The sequence below is a fragment of the Bartonella sp. AU16XJBT genome, assembly GCF_028618665.1.
GTDB lineage: Bacteria > Pseudomonadota > Alphaproteobacteria > Rhizobiales > Rhizobiaceae > Bartonella.
On record NZ_JAQITF010000017.1, the window covers coordinates 1 to 23,842 of the forward strand.

28 protein-coding genes and 1 pseudogene are annotated in these 23,842 nt (G+C 39.9%); 20 read left to right on the forward strand and 9 right to left on the reverse strand.

The window, feature by feature from the left end; translation table 11 throughout:
• Positions 1 to 59: 59 nt before the first annotated feature.
• From PVV66_RS08040 to PVV66_RS08070, 7 genes are all read left to right on the forward strand, one after another.
• Positions 60 to 275 (forward strand): hypothetical protein, encoded by a 216-nt coding sequence (locus tag PVV66_RS08040; protein ID WP_273719290.1) that lies wholly within the window; start codon positions 60 to 62, stop codon positions 273 to 275.
• A gap of 28 nt (positions 276 to 303) precedes the next feature.
• Positions 304 to 2,394: a hypothetical protein gene (locus PVV66_RS08045; RefSeq protein ID WP_273719291.1), complete on the forward strand. Its 2,091-nt coding sequence runs from the start codon at positions 304 to 306 to the stop codon at positions 2,392 to 2,394.
• Positions 2,395 to 2,460: 66 nt separating this feature from the next.
• Positions 2,461 to 3,123 carry a lysozyme gene (locus tag PVV66_RS08050; protein ID WP_273719292.1) on the forward strand — a complete coding sequence of 221 codons (663 nt, stop codon included), beginning with the start codon at positions 2,461 to 2,463 and terminating at the stop codon, positions 3,121 to 3,123.
• Positions 3,120 to 3,347 (forward strand): hypothetical protein, encoded by a 228-nt coding sequence (locus tag PVV66_RS08055; protein ID WP_273719293.1) that lies wholly within the window; start codon positions 3,120 to 3,122, stop codon positions 3,345 to 3,347. The genes PVV66_RS08050 and PVV66_RS08055 overlap by 4 nt, the downstream gene beginning before the upstream one ends.
• On the forward strand, positions 3,280 to 3,483 hold the full coding sequence (locus tag PVV66_RS08060; RefSeq protein ID WP_273719294.1) for a hypothetical protein: 204 nt from the start codon (positions 3,280 to 3,282) through the stop codon (positions 3,481 to 3,483). The genes PVV66_RS08055 and PVV66_RS08060 overlap by 68 nt, the downstream gene beginning before the upstream one ends.
• Positions 3,464 to 3,691 carry a hypothetical protein gene (locus tag PVV66_RS08065; RefSeq protein ID WP_273719295.1) on the forward strand — a complete coding sequence of 76 codons (228 nt, stop codon included), beginning with the start codon at positions 3,464 to 3,466 and terminating at the stop codon, positions 3,689 to 3,691. Before PVV66_RS08060 ends, PVV66_RS08065 begins: the two co-directional genes overlap by 20 nt.
• 23 nt (positions 3,692 to 3,714) lie before the next feature.
• Positions 3,715 to 4,500, forward strand: a complete 786-nt coding sequence (locus tag PVV66_RS08070; RefSeq protein WP_273719296.1) for a DNA adenine methylase — start codon at positions 3,715 to 3,717, stop codon at positions 4,498 to 4,500.
• A gap of 582 nt (positions 4,501 to 5,082) precedes the next feature.
• Here PVV66_RS08070 and PVV66_RS08075 read toward each other — a convergent pair.
• Entirely contained in the window at positions 5,083 to 6,051 is a 969-nt protein-coding gene (locus PVV66_RS08075) for a tyrosine recombinase XerC (protein WP_273719297.1), read from the reverse strand.
• A 3-nt stretch (positions 6,052 to 6,054) separates the two neighbouring features.
• Entirely contained in the window at positions 6,055 to 6,876 is an 822-nt protein-coding gene (locus PVV66_RS08080; RefSeq protein ID WP_273719298.1) for a SapC family protein, read from the reverse strand.
• A gap of 142 nt (positions 6,877 to 7,018) precedes the next feature.
• Between PVV66_RS08080 and rimM the strand changes: the two genes are divergently transcribed.
• The 13 genes from rimM to PVV66_RS08145 all read left to right on the forward strand — a co-directional run bounded on the left by rimM (position 7,019) and on the right by PVV66_RS08145 (position 17,101).
• Positions 7,019 to 7,564: a ribosome maturation factor RimM gene (gene rimM / locus PVV66_RS08085; protein WP_273719299.1), complete on the forward strand. Its 546-nt coding sequence runs from the start codon at positions 7,019 to 7,021 to the stop codon at positions 7,562 to 7,564.
• Between the two features lie 306 nt (positions 7,565 to 7,870).
• Positions 7,871 to 8,569, forward strand: a complete 699-nt coding sequence (gene trmD / locus PVV66_RS08090) for a tRNA (guanosine(37)-N1)-methyltransferase TrmD (protein WP_273719300.1) — start codon at positions 7,871 to 7,873, stop codon at positions 8,567 to 8,569.
• 211 nt (positions 8,570 to 8,780) lie between these two features.
• Positions 8,781 to 9,221: a 50S ribosomal protein L19 gene (rplS, locus tag PVV66_RS08095; protein ID WP_273719301.1), complete on the forward strand. Its 441-nt coding sequence runs from the start codon at positions 8,781 to 8,783 to the stop codon at positions 9,219 to 9,221.
• Positions 9,222 to 9,696: 475 nt separating this feature from the next.
• Positions 9,697 to 10,098 carry a succinate dehydrogenase, cytochrome b556 subunit gene (gene sdhC, locus PVV66_RS08100; protein WP_273719302.1) on the forward strand — a complete coding sequence of 134 codons (402 nt, stop codon included), beginning with the start codon at positions 9,697 to 9,699 and terminating at the stop codon, positions 10,096 to 10,098.
• An 18-nt stretch (positions 10,099 to 10,116) separates the two neighbouring features.
• Positions 10,117 to 10,503 carry a succinate dehydrogenase, hydrophobic membrane anchor protein gene (gene sdhD, locus PVV66_RS08105; protein ID WP_012232542.1) on the forward strand — a complete coding sequence of 129 codons (387 nt, stop codon included), beginning with the start codon at positions 10,117 to 10,119 and terminating at the stop codon, positions 10,501 to 10,503.
• A 6-nt stretch (positions 10,504 to 10,509) separates the two neighbouring features.
• Positions 10,510 to 12,354, forward strand: coding sequence for a succinate dehydrogenase flavoprotein subunit (gene sdhA / locus PVV66_RS08110; RefSeq protein WP_273719303.1), 1,845 nt, complete (start codon positions 10,510 to 10,512; stop codon positions 12,352 to 12,354).
• A gap of 14 nt (positions 12,355 to 12,368) precedes the next feature.
• Positions 12,369 to 13,148, forward strand: a complete 780-nt coding sequence (locus PVV66_RS08115; RefSeq protein WP_273719304.1) for a succinate dehydrogenase iron-sulfur subunit — start codon at positions 12,369 to 12,371, stop codon at positions 13,146 to 13,148.
• Between the two features lie 683 nt (positions 13,149 to 13,831).
• Positions 13,832 to 14,245: a hypothetical protein gene (locus PVV66_RS08120; RefSeq protein ID WP_273719305.1), complete on the forward strand. Its 414-nt coding sequence runs from the start codon at positions 13,832 to 13,834 to the stop codon at positions 14,243 to 14,245.
• 20 nt (positions 14,246 to 14,265) lie between these two features.
• Positions 14,266 to 14,670 (forward strand): hypothetical protein, encoded by a 405-nt coding sequence (locus PVV66_RS08125; RefSeq protein ID WP_273719306.1) that lies wholly within the window; start codon positions 14,266 to 14,268, stop codon positions 14,668 to 14,670.
• Positions 14,658 to 15,503 carry a hypothetical protein gene (locus PVV66_RS08130; RefSeq protein ID WP_273719307.1) on the forward strand — a complete coding sequence of 282 codons (846 nt, stop codon included), beginning with the start codon at positions 14,658 to 14,660 and terminating at the stop codon, positions 15,501 to 15,503. Before PVV66_RS08125 ends, PVV66_RS08130 begins: the two co-directional genes overlap by 13 nt.
• A complete protein-coding gene (locus PVV66_RS08135) occupies positions 15,487 to 15,900 on the forward strand; it encodes a hypothetical protein (RefSeq protein ID WP_273719308.1) in 414 nt (137 codons plus the stop codon). The genes PVV66_RS08130 and PVV66_RS08135 overlap by 17 nt, the downstream gene beginning before the upstream one ends.
• Positions 15,888 to 16,697: a hypothetical protein gene (locus PVV66_RS08140; protein ID WP_273719309.1), complete on the forward strand. Its 810-nt coding sequence runs from the start codon at positions 15,888 to 15,890 to the stop codon at positions 16,695 to 16,697. The genes PVV66_RS08135 and PVV66_RS08140 overlap by 13 nt, the downstream gene beginning before the upstream one ends.
• Positions 16,694 to 17,101 (forward strand): hypothetical protein, encoded by a 408-nt coding sequence (locus PVV66_RS08145; RefSeq protein ID WP_273719310.1) that lies wholly within the window; start codon positions 16,694 to 16,696, stop codon positions 17,099 to 17,101. The genes PVV66_RS08140 and PVV66_RS08145 overlap by 4 nt, the downstream gene beginning before the upstream one ends.
• Positions 17,102 to 17,321: 220 nt before the next feature.
• Here PVV66_RS08145 and PVV66_RS08150 read toward each other — a convergent pair whose 3' ends face one another.
• The 7 genes and pseudogenes from PVV66_RS08150 to PVV66_RS08180 all read right to left on the reverse strand — a co-directional run bounded on the left by PVV66_RS08150 (position 17,322) and on the right by PVV66_RS08180 (position 23,686).
• Complete coding sequence (locus PVV66_RS08150) at positions 17,322 to 17,522, reverse strand: AlpA family transcriptional regulator (protein WP_273719311.1); 201 nt, start codon at positions 17,520 to 17,522, stop codon at positions 17,322 to 17,324.
• A 210-nt stretch (positions 17,523 to 17,732) separates the two neighbouring features.
• Positions 17,733 to 18,895: pseudogene (locus PVV66_RS08155) on the reverse strand (tyrosine-type recombinase/integrase).
• Between the two features lie 950 nt (positions 18,896 to 19,845).
• Positions 19,846 to 20,907, reverse strand: coding sequence for a P-type DNA transfer ATPase VirB11 (gene virB11, locus PVV66_RS08160; RefSeq protein WP_273719312.1), 1,062 nt, complete (start codon positions 20,905 to 20,907; stop codon positions 19,846 to 19,848).
• Positions 20,882 to 22,024, reverse strand: coding sequence for a type IV secretion system protein VirB10 (gene virB10, locus PVV66_RS08165; protein ID WP_273719313.1), 1,143 nt, complete (start codon positions 22,022 to 22,024; stop codon positions 20,882 to 20,884). Before virB10 ends, virB11 begins: the two co-directional genes overlap by 26 nt.
• Entirely contained in the window at positions 22,024 to 22,830 is an 807-nt protein-coding gene (virB9, locus tag PVV66_RS08170) for a P-type conjugative transfer protein VirB9 (protein WP_273719314.1), read from the reverse strand. The genes virB10 and virB9 overlap by 1 nt, the downstream gene beginning before the upstream one ends.
• Before the next feature lie 14 nt (positions 22,831 to 22,844).
• Complete coding sequence (locus PVV66_RS08175; protein WP_273719315.1) at positions 22,845 to 23,546, reverse strand: virB8 family protein; 702 nt, start codon at positions 23,544 to 23,546, stop codon at positions 22,845 to 22,847.
• Entirely contained in the window at positions 23,543 to 23,686 is a 144-nt protein-coding gene (locus PVV66_RS08180) for a TrwH protein (RefSeq protein WP_120121385.1), read from the reverse strand. Before PVV66_RS08180 ends, PVV66_RS08175 begins: the two co-directional genes overlap by 4 nt.
• Between the last annotated feature and the right edge of the window lie 156 nt (positions 23,687 to 23,842).

A 23,842-nucleotide genomic window follows, 5' to 3' on the forward strand; every position in this document is an offset into this window, starting at 1 on the left:
TTGAAACGCGCCCGGTTAATGTGAGTGTGGTTTATGGGATCAAGACATGAGGAGTTGAAATGTCATTAAAACCGTTTGCAATATCAGAACTTAGCGACCCGTCTCAAGTACGGGTTGTTTTGTATTCGGGGGGAGGCTTGGTGCATGCGCCGCTTCAGAGCGTTTTTGATTTACTGAAAACAGCTTTGAAAGCCGATTTTGATGGTTCGTTAAAAGATTTAGAGAAGCGCTTAGAAGCCTTAAGCGAAGAGTTTGAAGATTTGAAAGAGTGTTAGTTTTAGGTTTAATGGAGGAATAAAGCAAATGAAAATACCCGATCATAGTCATGAGTATCTGATACCAATAGCAACGAAAGAGGAAATCAGAGAAGGTACTTCGCAAGATAGTGTTGTTGTTCCGAAGATTTTAGGGACGGCATCTTTGTATTCGTATGAAGAGTTTGCACCGTTAGAACAGGTTGTTAATACAAGGCAAGAATCGGAAAAAGCCATGGCGCGTGCAAATGGTGCGCAACAGGTTGCAGAAGAATCGAAGAGGGTGTCGGAACAAGCGCTTAGCGAAGTGACGAAAACAGTTCAAACAGCGACAACAGCGCTTACGACGTCTCATGAAGCGAAGGAAGAAGCTAAAGCAGCGACGACCACGGCTAATCTTGCGAAAGATACAGCGGATACAGCCAAGGGCTTAGCAGAAGAAGCCAAGAATACTTCTGATGCTGTCAAGCACATGGCAGAAGAGACAAAAGCAGCAGTTGATAGAGCCTCTGGGGAAATCAATAGTACGAAAGGTTCACTTGAGACGGCATTACAAAATTTTGCAGAGGTCAAACAGAGCAGTGAGAATGCTGTTAATTTATCGACCGAAGCCAAGAGGTTAGCCGATGAATCGAAAACCATTGCAACCCGTGCAGAACAAACAGCAAGAGAAGCTTCACAAACAGCAACCGAGACGACGCAAGTAGCCGCAACAGCGGTAGCAACGTGTCATGAAGTTAAGAAAGTTGCAGAAGCAGCCAAAAAAGGCGGGGAAGAAGCCTCGAAACTCGCTTCAGAAGCGAAGGGTTTGGCGGAAGAAGCGAAAGGTGTAGCAGATAGTGTAACAGAGAAAGTCGAGAAGGCTCTAAAAGAAGCTAGCGATGCGAAATCTCAAGCAGAGGGCTTAGAAACAATAGCCAATGAAGCGAAGAATGTTGCGGAGCAAGCCAAAGGCGAAGTTGACACAACGAAGCAAGGACTTGGAGAGGTCAAGAGCTCTTTAGACACGGTGACAGCAACATCAAATTCTGCGAATACCGCTGCTTCTGAAGCAAAAGCTTTAGCGGAAGAAGCAAAAAATGCATTGACAGAAGTGCAAGAGACGACACAAACGCATAGTGAGAGTCTTTCAGCCATTCAAGGCAATGTAAATTCTCTTTTTACTTATTTTTTAGAGAATGTGCATTTTGTACAGCCTCACAAAATTTTGGAAGCCGATCCGCAAAATAGAAAAGGTCTTGTGATCAACAACGGCGCATTTTTTCGCTTTTATCATGGTGGTGATCATGGGGGTAGGTACATCTTGAACCGTGTTCCAGGGCGTGGAACTATGAGCTTTCAAGAAACTCTTGAGGCTGGAAAGGATTATTATATATATCTCATCCTAAAAGATCAGGAGCATGATCTATCCTATGAAATTTCGTTAAATCCGACAGCTCCAGAAGGCTATACAGAGCATAATTCTGAAAAGATTGGTGGATTTCATACGCTTTGTACAGATGTTGGTACAATTGAAGAACATCCCTTATCGGGTTATCAAGCAGGCGATATTTTGCCCATGTCTGTTTGGTGTTTAAATCACCGTCCATGGTGTTCTCCAGAGGGAATGGTTTACAATCCGTTGAGTAATATTTGGGTCGATATTTATCTTCAATCAGGCACGGGTAAAAATACGAAGTCGGCATATGGTGCTCCGATTACGACTAATCGTCGCTATTATGAACATCAAGGGGATTTGGCGTCTGTTAGGAAGAGACTTTTGACGAATGATGAGTTCACGGTCTCCATGACTGGAAGCAATTATGGCACGAGTATTTCAGGCAATCAAGCGCCTTCTCCTAAGACGTCAGGCGGACATATTGATACGGCATCCCGTCGTATGATTTCGCATATTGGCTGTGAAGATGGCTGCGGTTATGTGTGGCAATTTTTGTCTGGTTGTTATCCCGTGACCAAATGGCATACAGGGGAACAAGGAAGCAGTTTACGTGTAGACATAAATGTTATGTTGGGAGGAGGCGATTGGGCTGATGGTTCAAACAATGATTATCTTGTACGGAATTTTGCGCATTCTCGTTATGAGGAAGATGAAAAAATAGGCGCCCGTGGATGTAGTGAGCCATTTTATTTATCCTATTAACGCGAGACTGATTAGAAGATTTTTATACAGCCCCACTGATGTGGGGCTTTTTTTATGGAGGAGTGGATGAGAAAGATATCGAAAGAAGGTTTGGAGCTTATCAAACAGTGGGAAGGATTGCGTTTGGAGGCTTATAAAGATGCGGCATGTATCTGGACGATTGGTTATGGCCACACCAGCAATGCTGGTCAACCATTTGTCAAAAAAGGCATGCGTATTACGCAAAAGCAAGCAGAAGAAATCCTTTGTGAAGACTTAAAGCAATTTGAGAATGCGGTTGAGAAATCGGTCACAGTTTCGTTAACGGATTGCCAATTCGCGGCATTGGTGTCGTTTTGTTATAACGTAGGCAGACAAGCCTTTTGCAAATCGAGCCTTTTGAAGAAACTTAATCAAGGGGATTATGAAGCCGTTCCAACAGAATTACAGAAGTGGAATAAAGTTGGTGGGAAGACTTTTGTGGGGCTAGCCAACCGTCGAGCCGCAGAAGCCGGCTTGTGGGCAAAAGGGTCTTATATTGCTTCAAACTATCAAAGGGCAGAAACGCGTAATGCAACTGGTCTTTTCAAGATAGAAGCACTCGCGCCGATTATAGGGTCTTGTTCTGGTTTTGGAGGATTTTTGGTAGGCAATGGACCAATTCAGTGGGCTTTAGCAGGGATTATGGTTTTAGCCGCTTGTACAGGTCTCGCGATTGTCGTTAAGCGTTTTCGGGAGCAGCGCTTGTGATTTTTTGGTTCAAAAGAAATCTGTCTCTTCTGTTAGCGGCTTTAGCCGTTTTTTTTATGGCATTAGCTAAGGCTTTTCACCTTGGCAAGAAGAGCGAACGGCAGAAGCAAACAGAGAAAGCTTTAAAAACAGCAATCACCCGTTTTGAGGTTGAAAATGAAGTTAATCAAAAAAGTGATGCTGATGTGCGTTCTGCTTTGTCTCGTTGGGTGCGGGGCAAATAAGTCTGTTTCTTGTGTTGGTTGGTTACCCATTTATTTAGATAAGCAAGATGTCAACGTCATCAGTTCCAACCTAGCAAGAGATATATTGAAACATAATCAACAGGGAGCACGCTTATGTGGTTGGCAAAATGAGTAAAAAACGTCATGAGGAACAAAATCTCTCACAAACAGAACGGCAGCTGCTTCACGAGATGATAGAAACCTACCAAGGCTTAAAGATGATGTCACGTATCATAAAGTGGATAGCCCTTTTTATCTTTATGTGTGTTATGGATTTTTCCCGTTTTGTGGACGCCGTAGAGAATAGCTTCTCACACCTCAAAAAGTGGATAACAAAAAGTTAAATATCAAATCTCTCCTTTAAAATATGATGCAACAAGAATTTACACAAACATTGTTTGCGTGGATGGGTGGTAAACACTATCTGCGTAAGAAAATTATACCGATTTTAAATAGCATTGACCATGAAACCTATGTTGAACCATTTTTAGGCTCTGGTGTTATTTTCCTCAATAAAAGACCAGCAAAATATTCCGTTATTAATGATTTGAATGGAGAGATCACGAATCTGTTTCAATGTGTTCAAAATGACTTTGATGATTTAGCCAAACGACTAGAGTGGTTTGTTTGTTCAAGACAGTTGTTTTTTGAACTTGCGGCGATTGAACCAGAGAGCCTCTCCAAAGTTGAAAGAGCCGCACGCTTTTTGTTTCTCCAACGTTGTGTGATGTATGGGAAAAAAGATTATGTCTCTTTTAGCTTTGGAAGGAAAAGAACGGCAGAGTTTAATCCCGATAAGCTGTTATCAAGGATGCGGCGTGTTAGACAGAAGCTTCTTGATACGACAATCTTAAATTTGTCGTGGGATCGGGTTATTGAGCTTTTTGATGCACCAGACAGTTTATTTTACCTAGACCCGCCTTATCTTGTAAAGAAGAAGTGTTATAGTTCTGGAAATTTTGTTGAAGATGATTTTGTGAACATGGCAAAAGTTCTCAAAGGAATCCAAGGTAAATTTGTCTTGAGTCTGAATGATTGTGATGCGGTTAGAGAGATCTTTAAGGATTTTGACTTTTTAGAAGTTGAGACTCTTTGGACATCCGGTATGGCAAAAAAAACTCCCCGAAAAGAACTCTTGATTCGCAATAATTGAGAGCACGCTACAAAATCCTATTCCCCAACTTTTATTTACGTATCCCTCACTGTAAAAAAGATATATAAATACAGTAAGTTATTTTTACATAAAACTTACATGTTATCCGTGAATGGTATAAGGGTAAGCCCCCATGAAGTGTATACAATCTATTGAGCATTCCCATCTTTACGCTTCATAAAAGAGCAAGCTACACGATCATACGCTTTTCCAGTTCGTGGGTGTTGCGCGGCTTTTAGCCCTTAAGATGATTCATAAGAGGCATACCTTTCTTGTATAGTTTTCCCATATGGTCCACCTGCTTATGATGTATGCAAGCAAGAGGTTTTGATTGCTTTGACTTTGGTTGATTTGACATGAAATAGATTTGAAATGAGAGAATCCTACGATATTCAAGATTCGCACTTAAATTGAAAAACGCTCTATCATCATTATAAATCAAAGCGTTGTCGTTTTTCAGATATGATGCGCATAGAAATCCATTGAGCGATTTTATTCTCTTTTTACAAGAAGAGTTCGCGATTTGTATCCGCGTTTTAGCACTTGAGGTTGCAACACTTTAATTTTTTTGATGAGGTGTTTTTAAGAACGAGGATGGGCCTTTTGATAAATTTCTAACAAATGGTCTGTATCGACATGGGTATAGGTTTGTGTGGTGGAAAGACTAGCGTGCCCAAGAAGTTCTTGAATTGTTCGCAAATCCCCCCCCCGTGATAAAAGATGGGTGGCAAAAGAATGGCGTAGTGTATGGGGGGTGGCTGTTTCTGGTAACCCGAGACTTGCACGTAAATTGCGCACAGTTTTCTGAATAATAGCGGGCTGTAGGGCCCCCCCTCGCGCACCGCGAAATAGGGGTTGGTTATCTCTTAAAGGATATGGGCAACATTTGAGATAATTTTGTACAGCTTCGTAAACAATTTTGATGAGAGGAACAAGGCGTGTTTTTCCCCCCTTTCCTGTTATGAATAAACTTGTTTTTTTAGGATCAGAAAATTGTTCTGGTGTGAGGCTTAAGGCTTCTGATATTCGCATTCCACAGCCATAGAGAAGCATGAGGACAGCAGCATTACGCGCGTTAATCCAAGGTTCGTTTTCCAGCTGATTTTCTTGTTTAACGATGTGAAGGGCTGATTGTATCGCTAAAGGCTTTGGGAGTGATTTTGGATGTTTGGGGCTTTTGATCAGTTGAGCAGCGGGAACATTGACAATTCCTTCGCGGGATAGGTATTTGAAAAAAGAACGAATGCCTGCTACTCCGCGGCTTAAAGAGCGAGCACTGACATTGTTTGTACGTCGATAAGCAAGATAAGCACGTAAATCACTAACACGTAAATGAGCAAGATCGTTAAGGGTTGGGGCTTGGCCTAAGTGTTGACAGAGAAAAGATAAAAATTGTCGCGTATCACGTTCATAGGCTTGCGCTGTTTGTGCGGACATACGACGTGTTTTTACAAGACACTCTAACCAATTTTTCCTTGCGGTTAAAACTGCATGGTCTGCTGGAATGAGAGGACTATTTTCATCTTTTCTCTTGTCATTTTTTATAGGCATTATCTAGTTGAGGGTTTCTTTCTTTTTAGGTTTTTCATCGTCAGCTTGACCATTCTTTTTTTCGGGTTGCTCTTCACGATTGATAAGTTGCTTTTCACCTTTAAGAGAGAGTATTTTTAAAAGATTATGCGTTGACATCAAATGGGCAAAAATTAACCCTAAAAAGCCATTTTTATGAAGTTTAGCAAGTTGGCTTGCCGATAATTTATTCAATTTTTCTTCGTCAACAACCCAAAAATTTTCCAATTGTGCTGAGAGCCCCTGATCGTTTTTCACATTGATTGATTTTTGACTGAGAAGATCTAGTTCCACAAGAGCATCAATAAATTCAGAGGTTTTCTCCATAGCGATTTTAAAACTTTCAAGAAAACGAATACGTTCTTCCATAAAAGGAGAAATAGAGCCATCGGAATTAAAAAGTTCTGTTCCTGCGACTTCATTAAACATCCCTGACTGTTGATCAAAGCAAACAGAAAGTTCTTTTTCATTGCTAATTTGTGCCAAAACAAAAGGATAGCGACGAACAAAAGCCGGAACATAAGTATTGTTTTTCCAACTTTTATCAGAGGCAATATAGTCATTTTCGTCGTTAGAAAGACCAACAAGAGCAGCCGATGTATAGTGCCGTTTTTTTTGTTCATCTTCGGCGCACATAAATAAAATAGGATAGTCTAGGGCGGCTTGAAAATATTCAGTACTTGCTAAAGGAACCCAGTGCGTATCTTTAGCAAAAGACATGTCACTTGGCGGCGCAAATTTTAGATTTTTATGGGAAACTTTGTTGATTGGCGTGATATCTTTGTAAAATAGCATAATATTTGCCATAAGACTTTCTCCTTTATTAATTTGTTTTTGTTACCAAGAAAGGTCTTTTGAGAAGATTGTCTCATATGGCAACAAGATTGAATAGAAATGATATAGAAATGATTAAGATTGAGGGTCCATTTTTGAGAGATAATGTTTTTTCATGAAGTATAATAAAGAAAAGCTTAAAAATAAAGTCTATCTTGCCATTATTGGTATACCTCATGGTATAAGAGGAGATGTTTTTGTTAAAATTTTAAGCGCTGAGCCACAGCGTTTCAAGTCTTATGGGACTCTTTATGATGATATGGGGCGTTCTTATGAAATTGTAACGCTTCGCATTAAAAAAAATAACGCGATTATCCGTTTTAAAGGGGTAGAAAATCGTAATGCTGCTGAGTCTTTAAAAGGGATTCGTCTTTATGTGATGCGTGATCAATTGATTGATGATTTGAGAGAGGATGAGTTTTATCAAGTTGATTTAATAGGCTTGCGTGTTCAAGAATATGGGGGGAAAATCTTAGGTGAAGTGTGTGGTTTTTGTAATTTCGGGGCTGGTGATTTGCTTGAAATACGTTTGAATACAGGCAAAAGAGTGCTTATTCCCTTTAGTAAGGTAGCGGTACCAGAAATTTGTATGGATTCTGGTTTTCTTATTGTTGATTCCATGGCCGCCGGCCTTAGCGATGGCGAAGAAAATGATCAATAAGGAAATGGCTTGAATCTAAAAAATAAAGGTGAAGATAAAAAAGAACGGAAGAATTTCGTCAATAAAAAGTGGAAAGTATGAAAATATTAAGAATACACTTTTGAGTTTGAGCAGATGTTATAGCACTTTATCTCGAGACATTTCTGAGTTTTTAGAGTCTTTTTAAAGTGCAAATATGAGAAGGGTCCTATTGAATAGAATGCAGATAAAGGGGATTCCAATTAACGCTATAGCGTTAATTGATTTAGTTTATACCATTTTTACTTTAAAAGAGTTTGTTGAATAAAATGAGGATGAAAAATAAAAATGAAGTTTCAGGCGCGCGTTTTAACTCTTTATCCTGAAATGTTTCCTGGTTTTCTAGGGTATTCTTTAGCACGGCAAGCTTTAGAACGCGGCATTTGGTCACTGGAGACAGTGCAGATTAGAGATTTTGCTTTAGATAAACACCATAGCGTTGATGATACACCCGCTGGTGGGGGGGCTGGTATGGTGATGCGGGCAGATGTCTTGGCAGCTGCACTTGATCGTTGTCCACAGGATTCGCCAAGATTATTGATGAGTCCACGTGGGCGCCCTTTTGACCAAGCTTATGCGCGTCGTTTGGCTGGTGATTCGGGTATAACATTGGTTTGTGGACGTTTTGAAGGGGTTGATGAGCGAGTCATAGAAGCACGGGAATTAGAAGAAGTCTCTATTGGTGATTATATTCTTTCAGGGGGTGAAGCCGCCGCACTGGTTATCTTAGATGCTATTATACGTCTTCTCCCCGGTGTGATGGGAAATGAAGTTTCTGCAAAGTGTGAAAGTTTTGAAAATGGTTTGCTGGAACATCCCCAATACACCCGCCCTTCTCTTTTCGAAGGACGTGCGATTCCGCCCGTATTGACCTCAGGCCATCACAAAGCGATTGCAGATTGGCGTCAAAGCCAAGCCGAATTGTTAACACGTCAACGTCGTCCTGATCTTTATGCCCGTTATGATAAAAATCGTCAGAAAACTTGATTCATAGGATAAGGTAGTGTATGGCATGGCTCTCTTTTTTAGAGAGTTTTTAATAAAAGGTTTTCTGTAGTTCCAAAATTAAAATGAAGGAATGGTGTATTCGCTCCTGTGTAAGGCATAGCCTAAAGAGTATCTTATTTGTAGTACAAGGCTTTTTTAGGTAAGAGTTGAGCGCTCTGACTGTTCGATAAAGAACATGAAGGATAAAAAAATGAATATTATCGCACAGCTTGAAGCTGAACAATGTGCAAAAATTGAAGAAAAGCGCCAATTTCCAGCCTTTAAACCAGGAGATACAGTCCGTGTCATGGTGCGTGTGACGGAAGGTACGCGGACGCGTGTTCAGGCTTATGAAGGGGTTTGTATTGCCCGTTCAGGCGGTGGGTTGAATGAAACCTTTACAGTACGCAAGATTTCTTATGGTGAAGGGGTGGAACGTGTATTTCCTGTTTATTCTCCTTTGATTGAAGCTGTTGAGCTGGTGCGCCGTGGTAAAGTGCGTCGGGCAAAACTTTATTATCTTCGTGGTTTGAGAGGCAAAGCTGCCCGTATTGCTGAAAAGAGAGATTATCGCAAAAAGGGTGAAAAGGGTGTTGAGAAAGTAGAAACAACCCCTATAAGCGCAGATATTGAAACGCAAGTTGCTGAGTAAAAATTATATCGGTTAAACTTTATGCAAAAGCGGCTTTTATGCCGCTTACTTGTTTCTTTTGTGATTCGTTTTACCATTTACAAGGCTTGGAGGGGACATAAAAATGTTTAACCTATCCAAATTTTGGCTCTTTTTTATTCTTAATAATGGATGAAGTGTAGGATATCATTGCACATGTCGTAGATACTCAAACGGAATAAGTATCGTTTGAAAAAATGTCTGTTTATAGTTTGAGAAAAGATGTTAGACCTTTGACGTGAAGATAAAAGTGTATTAGATTAAGGCGAGTTTTGCGGATCATATCCGTGGAGTAATCGGTTTTTTTATGCGTGACCTTTAATCCGTTATTTGAGACAACCGACCTGTAATATCGGTATTTTGAGATGCCAAACAAGTAAAAACGAGATATATATTTAATCGTTTTGTGCGAATTTTCTCGTTCATTGTGGTTGCAAAAACCAGGTCAGGATATTTTATGACAGAGACAACTAGGATAAAAGAGCGCCCTCGTTCCCCTCATATCAGTATTTATCGTTGGACAATTACTATGGCCATGTCCATTGCACACCGCATTACGGGTATGGCCCTTTATGTTGGAACGGTTTTTTTTGCTGTTTGGTTAATTGCTATTGCGTGTGGCGAGGAGGCATTTAGAACAGTTCACGAAATTTATAGTTCTTGGTTTGGATTGTGTATTTTGTTTCTTTATACTCTGGCAGGGGTTCATCACATGGTTGGGGGTGTTCGCCACATTGTTTGGGATCTGAAGCCTTGCCTTTTGGCAAAAGAAAAGGCAACAGCCACTGCTTGGGCAACAGTGTTTATTTCTCTTATTGTTACTTTTGCGATTTGGATTGTTGGATATACCGTTGTTTAGCTGGGGGTGAAAAGAGATATGAAAAAAGATTTTCGAACGGAACTTGGAAAAGTACGGGGGCGTGGGAGTGCTCATGAAGGAACAGAGCATTTTTGGCTAGAACGTTTGACAGGGTTTATCAATCTACCTCTTTTGATATTTTTGATTGTTCTTATTCTTTCTCTTGTGGGCAAGGACTATGCTATTGTGCGTGCAAGACTTGCACACCCTATTGTTGCTATTTTGATGGGATTGATGACTCTTTCAGTCATTTATCACATGAAACTTGTTATGCAGGTAGTGATTGAAGATTATATTCCACGCGAAGGTTTCCGGTTATTCTTTTTGATATTAAATATTTTATTTTGTTTTTTCATAGGCGGTGTCATTATTTTTTCTCTTTTGAAGATTGCATTAGGGGGTTAAACAAATATGGCGGGTACAAGATCATCTTTGGGCGCTAAAGCAGGTAACGCCCCTTATCATACTGTAGATCATAAATTTGATGTTGTTGTTGTTGGCGCAGGTGGTGCAGGGTTACGTGCAACATTGGGTATGGCAGAACAAGGATTAAAGACAGCTTGTATCACAAAGGTTTTTCCAACGCGCTCACATACGGTTGCAGCACAAGGGGGGATTGCGGCATCGCTTTCAAATATGGGACCTGACAATTGGCAGTGGCATTTATATGATACCGTGAAGGGTTCTGATTGGTTGGGCGATACCGATGCTATGGAATATTTGGTGCGTAATGCCCCTGCTGCTGTGTATGAATTAGAACATTATGGTGTTCCTTTTTCACGAACGCAAGAAGGCAAAATTTATCAACGTCCTTTTGGTGGACATACGACACAATTTGGTGAAGGTCCACCTGTTCAACGGACTTGTGCAGCCGCTGATCGTACAGGCCATGCCATTTTGCATACGCTTTATGGACAAAGCTTAAAGCATAATGCGCAATTTTTTATTGAATATTTTGCACTTGATCTCATCATGACAGATGGGGTTTGTACGGGGGTTGTGGCGTGGAATCTTGATGATGGTACAATACACCGTTTTTCTGCCAAAATGGTTGTTCTTGCGACCGGTGGTTATGGACGTGCTTATTTTTCTGCGACATCAGCGCATACTTGTACGGGGGATGGTGGTGGAATGATTGCACGGGCTGGATTGCCACTTCAGGATATGGAATTTGTGCAATTCCATCCTACAGGGATTTATGGTTCTGGCTGTCTCATTACAGAGGGCGCTCGGGGTGAGGGGGGGTATTTGATCAATTCTGAAGGTGAACGCTTTATGGAGCGCTATGCACCTTCCTTTAAGGATTTGGCTTCACGCGATTTGGTTTCGCGTTGTATCACACTTGAAATTCGTGAAGGGCGTGGCGTTGGACCTAAGAAGGATCATATTCATTTGGTTCTTAATCATATCGATCCTGCAATCTTGCACGAGCGTTTACCGGGGATTTCCGAATCAGCGCGGATCTTCGCAGGGGTGGATGTAACAAAAGAACCTATCCCTATCTTGCCAACGGTTCATTATAATATGGGCGGGATTCCTACCAACTACTACGGGGAAGTTCTCAATCCAACAGCTGATTCGCCTGATCGTATTCAACCAGGACTGATGGCAGTGGGTGAAGCGGGATGCGCTTCTGTTCATGGTGCTAACCGCTTGGGATCAAATTCATTGATTGATCTTGTGGTGTTTGGGCGTGCTGCTGCCATTCGTGCAGGTGAAGTGATTGATCGGAATGCAGAAATTCCACCTTTGAATGAAGAAGCTGTTGACGAAATTATGGCGCGTTTTGATCGTTTACGCTTTGCTCAAGGCGCAACGCCAACAGCCCTATTGCGTGAAAAAATGCAACGCACAATGCAAGAAGATGCTGCTGTCTTCCGTACAGAAGATTCTTTGCAACAAGGGTGTCAACGGATGAGTAAAATCTGGGGAGAGTTGTCTGATCTTAAAGTCACAGATCGTTCCCTGATATGGAATTCTGATTTGGTTGAAACATTAGAACTTGAAAATCTCATGGCGAATGCAATCATGACGGTTCATTCTGCGGAAGCACGTTTAGAAAGCCGCGGCGCTCATGCCCGTGAAGATTATCCAGACCGTGATGATAAAAATTGGCGAAAACATACCCTTTCACATTTGTCAAAAGATGGTAAGGTAACCTTGTCGTATCGACCTGTCCATGTCGATCCCTTAACATCTGAAGCAGATGGGGGTATCGACTTAAAGCGCATTGCACCTAAAAAACGTGTTTACTAAGGGGAGAATGAATTATGGTACAAATTAAGCTTCCCAAAAATTCTCAAGTAAAACCCGGAAAGGTTTGGCCTAAACCTGAAGGTGCAACAAAACTGACAGAATTTCATGTTTATCGTTGGTCGCCTGATGATGAAGAAAACCCTCATCTGGATACCTATTATGTGGATCGTTCTGCTTGTGGTCCTATGATTCTTGATGGGCTTTTGTTTATTAAAAACCATATTGACCCAACTTTGACATTTCGCCGATCATGCCGTGAAGGCATCTGCGGTTCCTGTGCGATGAATATTGATGGGGCCAATACATTGGCTTGTACCAAAGGTATGGATGATGTAAAACACCCCATTAAGGTCTATCCTCTGCCTTCCATGCCGGTTGTTAAAGATTTGGTTCCTGATTTAAATCGCTTTTATGCCCAACACCGAGTCATTGAGCCTTGGTTGCAAACTGTTTCGCCTGAACCTGCGAAAGAGTGGTTACAAAGTCACTCCGACCGCCAAAAAATTGATGGTCTTTATGAATGTATTTTGTGTGCGTGTTGTCAGACATCATGTCCAAGTTATTGGTGGAACGGTGATCGCTATTTGGGCCCCGCTGTTTTGCTCCAAGCTTATCGCTGGATTGCCGATTCACGTGATGAGATGTGTGGTGAACGCCTTGATAATTTAGAAGATCCTTTCCGCCTTTATCGTTGCCATACGATTATGAATTGTGCGCAAACTTGTCCAAAGGGATTAAATCCAGCGAAAGCGATTGCTGAAATTAAAAAACTTATGGTTGAACGCCGCCTTTAAAGAATTATTCATTCATGAAAGTGAAGGTCAAGGCTAGAAGCTTTGGAGATTTAATCTCTAAAAGCGCGCTGGCTTCTTATGAGGGGGAGTAACTGTAATCATTCTAAAAATGAATTAATTTTTGTAAAAGAAATCCTCGCAATGGCTGATAAAAAGCTCATGGTTGCGTCCTATCTTTGCAAAGTGATCGATTCATGAACAGTAAAGTGAAACACGGAAAACTGTGTTTTTTTGTGCTTTTTGAGGTTTAATCTCTAAAAGTTTATTGGCTTCCATAAGATAGTCAACATAATTATAATTGCTTTAAAAAGACATTAGTCTTCTGAGTAAAATAAACACTTAAAACAGCATTCTATGTAAAAATAATATGCCATGTGTTTTTATTTTCATTAAATTCGTATCAAAATTCTCACCTTAATGTATGATTCAATTGATCATTTTTTATAAAAAAGATTATCTTATATAAATAGAGCGCAAAGGACAGAGAATAATACAAATATTATAACGCATGTAAATTATTTCAATGAAATACAAATAAGTGACGACAGTTCGTAATTGTATGATACGTTTATTATAATATCAAAAATACTGCTGACATTCAGTGATTTGGCGCGGGTTACCAGAAGTTTCTGGAAAATAATTTTTGGGGTTTGACCAATTCAATACAAGAAGCAAAAGATCTAATGTCTCGCTATGGTAACACAGGATTGCATTTTGATGCCCATAGTCGTGGCAGTTTGACGGGTTTTAATATGATGAATTCTTTCAAACAAGAAGGTATAAATGATGTAGCTGGCAAGACAACGATCAGTTTTCATGGACCAGCGGCTAATGTTTTGGCAGCAGCCGGTCTGTTAAGGTATGTAAGTGGTGGCAAGCAAACCACGATTGGCTTTGATGGTCATAGATTTGACTTTGTCAGCAGAATTATTGGAGGCAATGGCTATACCTACGAGATAATGCCTGCTGGTAGTAACATGTGGAAAGAATGGTGGAGAGTGGTCACAAATCCCATAAGTCCCCATACTTGTCTTGGACATGCGAGTGATAAGTGTAAAGTGCGCTATGGCACATCTCATCGTGAACAAAAACCTTGAATTAAATAATGGAGGAAAAAATGAAACAAACTCTAAAGCTATTAGGTGCTGTAACTTTGTTAGGTATTGCAGGATGTCAGTTTAATAAAACTCCCACACCATATCTAGGGATGTGGGAAAAGCCTGGAGCAGGTTTTACTGAGGTAGGAAAAGCATTATTAGAATGTGGTATGCCAACCCCTGATGATGTCGACCCAGAAAATAAAAAGCTAAGCAACAATGCATGGGCAACAATTCATGCCTGTATGGTTCAATCAGGATTCCGCTATAAAGATCAAAGAGGGGGGGGGTGGTGTTATACTTTTAAAGCCGAAAACCTTCCGATTTGTCGACCAGGCGCTGTTGTTCCACAGAGAAGTGTCAAGAAGCGCTTAAACAGCCCTTTTTGTAAAAGGTACAAAAATGCGGATGAATGCCAACCTTAAGTATTGTTATTTGTGGAAACTACAATCCCCACATTCATGTGTTCTCATGCTTATGCGGGATTGTTTTCTCAACAAACAATCACAATAAGGAATATTTACAAAAAGGCTTTGATGGCGCTGTTCATATGTTCTACAATGGCATTTTTAATTCACCCGATGATGCAGCGGGTAATGCTGTGCAAATGGCTGTTAATAAAAATGGTCACCTTTATTTTACATACTTCCCCCAAGCTGAAGACTGGGAAGTAGAGTTAGGGATAGCATTTTATCAAAAGTTTTGGGAGGGGGATACTTTGGGTTTGAGTAATTCGACGAAGAAATTTCAAGATTTTCTCTCTCGTTATGGCAATGACAAAGCGATTGTGAGTGCGCATAGCCGCGGTAGTTTGACAGGGAGCAATGGATTGCGTGACCTTAAAAATCGTGGCATCCATAGTATAGGAGAAAAAACAGATATCTATCTTTTTGGACCAGCGGATTACGCTCTATCGATAGCAAATGTACACTATTATGTAAACGGTGGTAAAAAAGATCATATTTATTTACAAAACCATATATTAGATCCCATTGGTACGGTGATTGGTCACACTGCTTATAAGGTACCCTTGAAGTTTCCCTATGTATTATTTCCACAAGCAATTCCAATGATAGAGCAAGTGGGAGCGCTACGCAGCCATAATCCTAGTACCACCCATAAGTGTTATGGTGATGCAAGTGATGCATGTAAACATGATTATGGAACACCTCATGATGCAATAATTTATGCACCTCATGCGATTTTAGATAATTTAGGTTTAGGTTATTTATGGAGAAAAAATGAATACACTGTTTAAATTATTAAGTGGAATAGTCCTGTTAGGTGTCACTGGGTGTGACATATCAAATATTGACAAACCTTCTCCAGCATACGTGAGTATGTGGGAAAAACCTGGTGCAGATTCTACTGAGGTAGGAAAAGCTCTTTTAGAATGTGGCATGCCAAGCCTTATCGATCTTGATACAGAAAATCGAGAGAGAAGCAACAATGCAAGAGCAACAACTTATGCTTGTATGATTCAAGGGGGATTCCGCTATAAAAATGAACATATGGGAGGGTGGTGTTACACTTACAGAGAAGAAAATCTTCCTATTTGTCGTCCTGGTGCTGTTATTCCGAAGCGAAGTGTTGAAAAGCGCTTAAACAGCCCTTTTTGTAAAAGAAGTCCAGTACAACCTGAATGCCAACCTTAAGTATTGTTATTTGTGGAAACTACAATCCCCACATTCATGTGTTCCCATGCTTGTGCGGGATTGTTTTCTCAACAAACAATCACAATAAGGAATATTTACAAAAAGGCTTTGATGGCGCTGTTCATATGTTCTACAATGGCATTTTTAATTCACCCGATGATGCAGCGGGTAATGCTGTGCAAATGGCTGTTAATAAAAATGGTCACCTTTATTTTACATATTTCCCACAATCTAAAGATATGCTGGTAGAGTTCGGGATAGCATTTTATCAAAAGTTTCTTGAAGGGAATATTGGGGCATTGAGTAATTCGACGAAGAAATTCCAAGATTTTGTCTCTCGTTATGGCAATGAGGGGGCTATTGTTAGTATGCATAGCCGTGGTACCTTGACAGGGGGCAATGGATTGCGTGACCTTGAAGAGCGTGGTATCCATGGTATAGCCAAGAAAACAGACTTCTATCTTTTTGGATCGGCTGCTCACGCGCAATCGATAGCTAATACAGTAGATTACTTAAGCGATGGCGAAAAAAATTATGTCTATGTACAAGGCCATATATTAGACCCCATTAGTACAATCATTGGTTCCAATTGGCCTACGGCTTATGGGGTACGTTCCAAACCATATGATTCATTACATCCGTTAATTCTACCCCTCAGAGAGATGGGAGGAGCGATCATCGGCTATAATCCTAGTACCCATAATTGTTATGGTGATGCAGGATCTGATTATAGACGTGATTACGGTTCATTTGGTTTCAAAAAACTTTATTCAACGAAAATGGGGAACAAAAAATGAAAATATTTTTTAATTTATTAAGCCTGCTCATTCTATTAAGTGCTGCTGGATGTGATATTGAAAACATCGACAAATCTCCTCGAGGAGAAGTGGCAGTGTGGGAGAAGCCAGGAACAGACTTTACCGAGGTAGGAAAAGCTCTCTTAGAATGTGGCATGCCGCATCTTAATTATCTTGAAGATGAAGTTCAAAAGCTAAGCAACAATGAGAATGCAACGATTGATGCTTGTATGATCCAAGCAGGATTCCGCTATAAAGGGAGTGGTAGCTGGTGTTCTCCTTTTAACGGTAGAGACCTACCCATTTGCCAACCTGGTGCTGTTATTCCGAAGCGAAGTGTTGAAAAGCGCTTAAACAGCCCTTTTTGTAAAAGAAGTCCAGTACAACCTGAATGCCAACCTTAAGTATTGTTATTTGTGGAAACTACAATCCCCACATTCATGTGTTCCCATGCTTGTGCGGGATTGTTTCCTCAACCAATCGCCTCAATACTGTATGTGAAGCAGTATAACGTAGGGAATACACTTAGTAATCCTATGATTATTACGTCATAGGACGGATTGTGCTATCCTTAGGGTGATGAATTTGAGAAAGCCTTGTCCGTCCTTACGTGACAAGTTTTTTTTATGCCGCATCACTTTGACGTTGCTGTTTTGCTTGTTCGATTACATTTAAGAGATCCGATTGTAACCAACGCGATAAAAAACCAAATTTTAAAGATTTTGGGAGAGAGCCATTGGTAACATGACGCCGGAAAGTTGAGACACTCATATGAATCAATTTTGCACTTTCACGGTTTGTTAAAAGAATATCGTTTTCTGTCATTCTAAAATCCTTTCATAGTAAAAACATAGAAACAAATCATGCCTATTTATTAAGCACATTTTGGTTCAGTTTTTGAAGGTATTTTATTTATAGAAAACAATATTTTACAATAAAAAAACTTATGTGACACGTGATGAATTTTATTGAGATGGAATGAGAGAAAAAAGAGCTAAAGTTATCCATAGACCATGGGGTATTGCACCCCATATCTTAAGATTGACTCGTAATATAAGCGGCCCATTTTTCCATATAGATACGGCGCTGTTCTAGATAGTCAGTACGACGATAAGCACGTTCTACTTGTTCTCCTACTGTATGACTTAGAATGGTTTCAGCGACCTCATAAGGAGCATCAGTTGTTTCAGCGAGCCAATCACGTAAACTAGAGCGAAATCTATGGGGACAGGCTTCAAGTCCAATTTTTCTCATATATTTTGCCATAACCATCGGTAAAATAGGAGTCCGACTAGAATAAGAAAAGATGAAATTACTTTTAGAAAAAAAACGGGCTTGTTCAATTACTTTTAGTGCCTCTGATGATAAGGGCACGCGAAATTCTGTTGTAGCATCACGTTTTTTTTCATATTTTCAGCAGGGATGGTCCATATATCATTATCCATTTGGTCTTTATGATGACGTAAAGGGTTAGAGCGAACAGCTGTCAGAATAAGCAAACGCAAAGCCAGTTGTGTAAGGGTTGATTCTTCGTAAAGTGTTTTATAAAAAGTAGGCACATTTCTCCAATCCATGGCTGCTAAATTTTGTGTTTTATGGCGTTGTTTTCCTAAGAGAGCGCGTGCTTTTTCTGTTGCTTGTAAATCAATATCCAAACCCAAAGCAGCCGCATGTTTGAGACAAAGATTAAGACGGGTAAGAGCTCTATTAGCTGTTCCAGCTTTTGAATGCCAAATAGGGGCAAGAGTATTGCGTATCTCTATTTGCGTAATCTCAGAAACGGGAACACAACCTAACTTAGGGAGAATATGAAGGCGTAATGGTAAAAACCAATCACTAGCCTTACCATCATTCTTTAATTCAGCTTTACGACTTTCAAAAGCATCTAGAGCAATATCTTTTAAATAATGGAGATTACGCATTGCCTCACGCTTTTGTTTTTCACGTTCTTTAATGGGGTCACGTCCTTCACGTAAAACAGAGCGCCACCCAGTTGCACATTCATGGGCTTGTTTTAAGCAAACATTTTTCAACGTTCGTCACCCCTATTTTGTGATGGCACTTGTGAATGGTAAAACGATAAAGCTCCCGTGGAAATAATATAAAATCTATAGAGCACTCCCATCTTTACGCTTATGAAAGAGCCAGCCGGTACTATCACACACTTTGTTCGCTCCCAATTTAAACGTCCTTAGCATTTGAGATGGTTCATAAGAGGCATTTTTAGTGCTTTCTTATATAGTTTTTTCCTCGCTTGTAACATGCAAGCAAGTTATTGTGGTTAATTCACTATAAACAGATTTGGATAAACAGATTTGGTATGAAAGAATCCTACAATATTGAGGCCTTTTATCTAACATGCAAGACAATGAAAACTCTTTATAAATCAATATGACGCGTCTTAAGAAAGTGAGATTGTCGATCTGGCTTGTCGGAACTTTCGCTTTTTTGAAGTCTTGAGAAGAGGGCAGGAATATTCATGAGTAGGATTTGCCTATATAGTTTATGAACATTGTTTTTGAAGGTGGGGATATGAGCTCCACGTGATATGGTTGGCAAAGCTTTCTTTAGAGAAACTTGATTGTTTACAACTTGGTGTAGGATAAGAATCTTTTTTCATCCGAGGAAGAAATCGATAGGCGACTATATGTTCTATTCTTGAATAGAATGTGATTTATAGATGCTAAATCAAAATGATCGTGTATTTGTATGAGTTCTCTGTCTCTGAAGATTGTTTGGGTAAAAAATATTTATTGATTATTTAAAATAAGCTTTTGTCTTTATGACGATAATTATTAGTGATGATCGGTATCTATTTCACGAAGCTCTTATTGATAGGTGAATCAAAATTTATTTTTTTCTTTTTGTTGAAATATTTATTTTGTCATCATTTTTTTCTCTTGTGCATCAAATATACATTTTCAAAAGATAAATAGAGAGTATGATCAAAGGCAAAATAATGGAATCTCCTATGCGATTTTGTTTTCTTGTGAAGTTGTCATCTGTTCACTTTTTTCTTCTTTTTTTCATGAAGAGTGTAGAAAGTGTATTGAAGAAGCAAAGAAAAGAGGGGGCGCACAATAAAAAGCCGTAACCAATTGTTACGGCTCTTTTTGTTTGTGTGCTATTATCGAGAGAGTACCCTCCCTTAAGCGATTTTTGATTTAGCAAAAATCGGGTCGTAAAAGACCTCAGAAAGTTTTCTATCTTTAAAGAACAACACGACATCAACTGTTGTGTAAAGGACAATCTTTATCATTTCTAACTCAAGTTGGCGGCCAACTGCTGATCTTTTAATCAAGGTGGCACATCGTTCAAATGTCTGCAAAGCATTATTGGCATGCGTCGTTGTAATCGATCCAGGATGACCCGTGTTGAGTGAATTGAGATATTCCCATGCTTCATTACCTCGTAATTCAGCAAGGAAAATTCGATCAGGTGATTGACGCATACATGCATCTAGACATTCTTCAGCTGAAACACGCCCCACATTATTACCATAAATCATATTTACGTGATTAGGATGATTAGGTAGAAAAAGCTCATGAACATCTTCAATCGTGATAATACGCTCTTCTACAGGGACTTTTTCAATGAGCGAGCGGGCAAATGTTGTTTTACCAGATCCTGTCTTGCCTGCAATGATAATGTTACGTTTGTGAAGGACGCATTCTTCCAAAAATTCAAGAATTTTTCCCTCACGTTTACGTTGTAAGAGCTGAACTTCAAATGGTTCCAACCGTGTGAAGTCCTGCTTCGATAACAAGCTGTTGGCTTCTTTTGCTGAAGGCTTATTAAAACTTACATCGGAAAAATCATCAAATGCCCCTTCTTCTTTGAGTTCTTCTAACGTTTTAACTATGAGAGAATGTTTACGAATTACAAAGGAAAGAGTACCATCAACAACAGCTGGCGTTTGTATAATTGTACCACGTTGCCCACCAGGCAAGAGCACATAATTAATACTTCTGGGAGCCATACCGTTATAAACGATAATAGCTGTAATAAGCGTTTGCAAAAAAGCTGTTGTTAACTCTGGTACGCTATGGACCTGCCACCCGTTGAAGCTTTTTGTCCATACTTCACAGGGGCGGCAGATCGATACTTCAGTGATCTTCGGATCTTCTAAAAAACGATCAAGCGGTTGCAGAAGCTGAGAAACTGCTTGATCTTTTTGTATCGGGTTAACGTGTGACGAGACTGTAGACATCGCTGAAATCCAGATCACGAGCAACAAAAATATTCACTCGTTCGCCTTGGTTTTTGTAAAGAGTTGGTGCTATATTGATTGAATTTTGAAGAACATCGCTTACTACAAGTTCAGCATTATGAGCTCCTTGAGGTTGTGCGTTCTCTTTATTCTCTTTGCTGCTTTTGTTAATTTTACCTCTCACCCATTCTCCTAAATCACCAATGATACTCACCATAATTGCGCCACTAAATCGCTCCCAAAAGTGTCTATCAACCCAGCCGCCGATACCTGCTTCACCAAGAGGACCTGTACCAGGTGAATCAAGATTGACAACAACACCAGAAGGCGTCTCAATACGTAACCATTGTACAAACACACGTGTTTGTCCTTGCTGTAAACCACTTTGGTAAAAACCAACGACTTTAGAACCACGATCGAGCAAAACAACACGACCACTCGTAGAATAAACATCCCGTGTTAAATGACATGTCGTCATTCCTGGTTGTGATGTGATGATTTTTGTTTCCAATGTACAATCTATTTGGGTTCCTTGTGTAATTAAGAGGTCACGGTTACGAAGTTGCACCGCATGTGATTGACCTAAACGTACCGGTTGGAGATTTAATGCACCACTGTTGTCATTCGATGTTTTTTTCGTATCTGTAGATCCCTCACTTCCACCATTGTTAAGACTAGAACTGAGCATACGTTTGCGCGCTAATTCTTCAGAATCTTGGAGCAAATGTGGGGGAACGGTTGTTTGAAGAAGTTTAGCCAAGGCCGGTGAAATATCTAGGCTTGAATCTTCTGTTTGTGTTGATTTTTCTGGTTCTTCTAAAGGTTTTGGCTCTTCTATAATCCGAGGGATATAGTTTGGTATAATTTGCTGTACCGCTTGTTGTGGTTTTTCTTCCTCAACTTCTACGGTATTATGCATTTTAAAAGCTTTCCAAGTCAAAGCAATCGGTACCGCTATTATGACAATAAGTCCTACGATTAATAATGCACGGGTACCTGGAATTGTCGGACGGCGTTCTGAACCTAATTCGGAGCTTCCATAGGCATCTTCAATATGTTTTTGCTCTATATTGTCCAGTTTTCTACCTTTTTCATCTCCTTCCTTATTGTCAAACATTATTTTCCTCCTTTATTGATACGATAAACCACCGAAGATACTGTTCCTGTCGTATTTGGTATACCATGGGGGTCATAGGCTTCATTAAAAACGGCTAGAGCACGTTTACCAAGTCGTATGAGCCATTTAGGATTAACTTTATGAACGGCGACAATATCATTAGAACTGCCGATAATGGTGCGAGGTATTAAGCTTTCATTACCTTCAGCGTCTACGACATAAATCGATGGCATATCCATGTTAGCGGGAAACTTGAAGTAAGTAATACGCCCATTGTCCCAAGCATTGATCGGAGCAATATCTTGATGACCGCTCATGGTGTAACTGAGATTATAGCCTTTTACGCTTTGGTGAAAACCATGTTCAATCGCAAGGCGTCGGCTGTTTTCTTCTGATTTTTCATCGGTTGAATCGGGATAATGGAAAGCCAATTCATAGGTCGATCCTGCACGGTCATTTCGAAATTGCAGCCGGAATTTGTAACTTCGTTTGTCAGTTACAATGATGAGATTGGTATTGGCAAGTTCTGCTTTTGGTTTAATAAAAATATGCCGCCCTTTATGAGCAAAGGCATAGGCTTCTGAATCACCAAAGGCATGGGTAATATACTGTTCACCTTCTTCAAGAATAATATGTGTTGCCACACCAAGAACTGTTTCAATTTGAACCACATCGGCTTCGTTATATGTTATATAACGAATGCGGTGATCATATTGTGAATTTGATGGACTTTTGAGTGCCTGCACAGGTACCGTATAAAGAGAAGAAAACGAAGACAATAGAACAATGAATGCAAGTTTTTTCATAACAATTCAATTCCTTAATCATTCAACAGTATTTCTGGGTCAGAACGGTAACTTGTTACTTGAAAACCAAGGGGGTTAAGCAATCGATCAGATGACTTCATGGGTGCACCGACATAGGTGTAACCAATTGTTGCAATCTGGTGCTGTTTTGGTCCAGTAGCAGCACCGCTGCTGTCAAGTTGTTGAGTCGTAAAACGTACAGTTGCTTGACCGATTCCATTAGGTTGGATCGATCGTACTTTAACTGTGATACGCGCTTTGTTGGAAAGCACTTTATCCCGTGCATTTTCCCCATCATAGATTTTATAATATTCTTGTTGAACAGTTGCCGCACTTAAAAGTGCTGTTGTGTCATAGTTCAGTTGAATGGTATCGTAGTCATAAGTTTCGCGGTTAAGCACATATTGGTTGAGCCAATATCTATCGACAACTTCACCATAGCTTTCTTCGTGTTCGCGCATAACTGAAATAACATCAACAGCACCTGTTGTATTATCAACGCGTAACACTAAAGGTGTAGGCGCTGGTTGAGAAAATCCAATGACACCACATATCATACCGAATAAGCCAAAAAGACCAACAGCACTCGCTACACGCCATGCCGTTCTGCGCGACCTTATAAATTCGTTTATGAGATCCCGTTCTAGACCACGGCTTTCTTCGTAATAACTGCTAAGTTGTTCAGCTTTCACTGGTTTTGCTTGTTTTGTTTTCATCTGTCTCCTCGCTTGATTTCGGCAGGGATTGTTTTATTAATAGGCACACGGTTCCTATCATTTGGTTGTTTGAGCTTTGGTGCTAATGCACAAGCCGATAGAATATTTGCAATCAAAATCATAAGAATGATATTTTTCATTTTAATATTACTCTTTTTTACAATTAAATAAAGTCAATATTTTTTATCATTATTATAATTTTAATGATAAAGTAAAGTGCATAGTTTGCGATAGTTTATCTTTTCTTAATTTCATTTTTTATATTGATAAAAAATAGCTCGATTTCAGTGCAAATA

Bases quoted from the DNA above. Each gene is read 5' to 3' on its own strand.
- PVV66_RS08040 (WP_273719290.1), top strand. From the start codon at position 60: ATGTCATTAAAACCGTTTGCAATATCAGAACTTAGCGACCCGTCTCAA.
- PVV66_RS08175 (WP_273719315.1), bottom strand. From the start codon at position 23,546: ATGAAAACAAAACAAGCAAAACCAGTGAAAGCTGAACAACTTAGCAGT.
- PVV66_RS08060 (WP_273719294.1), top strand. From the start codon at position 3,280: ATGAAGTTAATCAAAAAAGTGATGCTGATGTGCGTTCTGCTTTGTCTC.
- trmD (WP_273719300.1), top strand. From the start codon at position 7,871: ATGAAGTTTCAGGCGCGCGTTTTAACTCTTTATCCTGAAATGTTTCCT.
- rplS (WP_273719301.1), top strand. From the start codon at position 8,781: ATGAATATTATCGCACAGCTTGAAGCTGAACAATGTGCAAAAATTGAA.
- rimM (WP_273719299.1), top strand. From the start codon at position 7,019: ATGAAGTATAATAAAGAAAAGCTTAAAAATAAAGTCTATCTTGCCATT.
- PVV66_RS08070 (WP_273719296.1), top strand. From the start codon at position 3,715: ATGATGCAACAAGAATTTACACAAACATTGTTTGCGTGGATGGGTGGT.
- PVV66_RS08050 (WP_273719292.1), top strand. From the start codon at position 2,461: ATGAGAAAGATATCGAAAGAAGGTTTGGAGCTTATCAAACAGTGGGAA.
- virB11 (WP_273719312.1), bottom strand. From the start codon at position 20,907: ATGTCTACAGTCTCGTCACACGTTAACCCGATACAAAAAGATCAAGCA.
- sdhD (WP_012232542.1), top strand. From the start codon at position 10,117: ATGAAAAAAGATTTTCGAACGGAACTTGGAAAAGTACGGGGGCGTGGG.
- PVV66_RS08150 (WP_273719311.1), bottom strand. From the start codon at position 17,522: ATGACAGAAAACGATATTCTTTTAACAAACCGTGAAAGTGCAAAATTG.
- PVV66_RS08125 (WP_273719306.1), top strand. From the start codon at position 14,266: ATGAAACAAACTCTAAAGCTATTAGGTGCTGTAACTTTGTTAGGTATT.
- sdhA (WP_273719303.1), top strand. From the start codon at position 10,510: ATGGCGGGTACAAGATCATCTTTGGGCGCTAAAGCAGGTAACGCCCCT.
- PVV66_RS08130 (WP_273719307.1), top strand. From the start codon at position 14,658: ATGCCAACCTTAAGTATTGTTATTTGTGGAAACTACAATCCCCACATT.
- sdhC (WP_273719302.1), top strand. From the start codon at position 9,697: ATGACAGAGACAACTAGGATAAAAGAGCGCCCTCGTTCCCCTCATATC.
- virB10 (WP_273719313.1), bottom strand. From the start codon at position 22,024: ATGTTTGACAATAAGGAAGGAGATGAAAAAGGTAGAAAACTGGACAAT.
- virB9 (WP_273719314.1), bottom strand. From the start codon at position 22,830: ATGAAAAAACTTGCATTCATTGTTCTATTGTCTTCGTTTTCTTCTCTT.
- PVV66_RS08180 (WP_120121385.1), bottom strand. From the start codon at position 23,686: ATGAAAAATATCATTCTTATGATTTTGATTGCAAATATTCTATCGGCT.
- PVV66_RS08135 (WP_273719308.1), top strand. From the start codon at position 15,487: ATGAATACACTGTTTAAATTATTAAGTGGAATAGTCCTGTTAGGTGTC.
- PVV66_RS08120 (WP_273719305.1), top strand. From the start codon at position 13,832: ATGTCTCGCTATGGTAACACAGGATTGCATTTTGATGCCCATAGTCGT.
- PVV66_RS08075 (WP_273719297.1), bottom strand. From the start codon at position 6,051: ATGCCTATAAAAAATGACAAGAGAAAAGATGAAAATAGTCCTCTCATT.
- PVV66_RS08115 (WP_273719304.1), top strand. From the start codon at position 12,369: ATGGTACAAATTAAGCTTCCCAAAAATTCTCAAGTAAAACCCGGAAAG.
- PVV66_RS08140 (WP_273719309.1), top strand. From the start codon at position 15,888: ATGCCAACCTTAAGTATTGTTATTTGTGGAAACTACAATCCCCACATT.
- PVV66_RS08045 (WP_273719291.1), top strand. From the start codon at position 304: ATGAAAATACCCGATCATAGTCATGAGTATCTGATACCAATAGCAACG.
- PVV66_RS08080 (WP_273719298.1), bottom strand. From the start codon at position 6,876: ATGGCAAATATTATGCTATTTTACAAAGATATCACGCCAATCAACAAA.
- PVV66_RS08145 (WP_273719310.1), top strand. From the start codon at position 16,694: ATGAAAATATTTTTTAATTTATTAAGCCTGCTCATTCTATTAAGTGCT.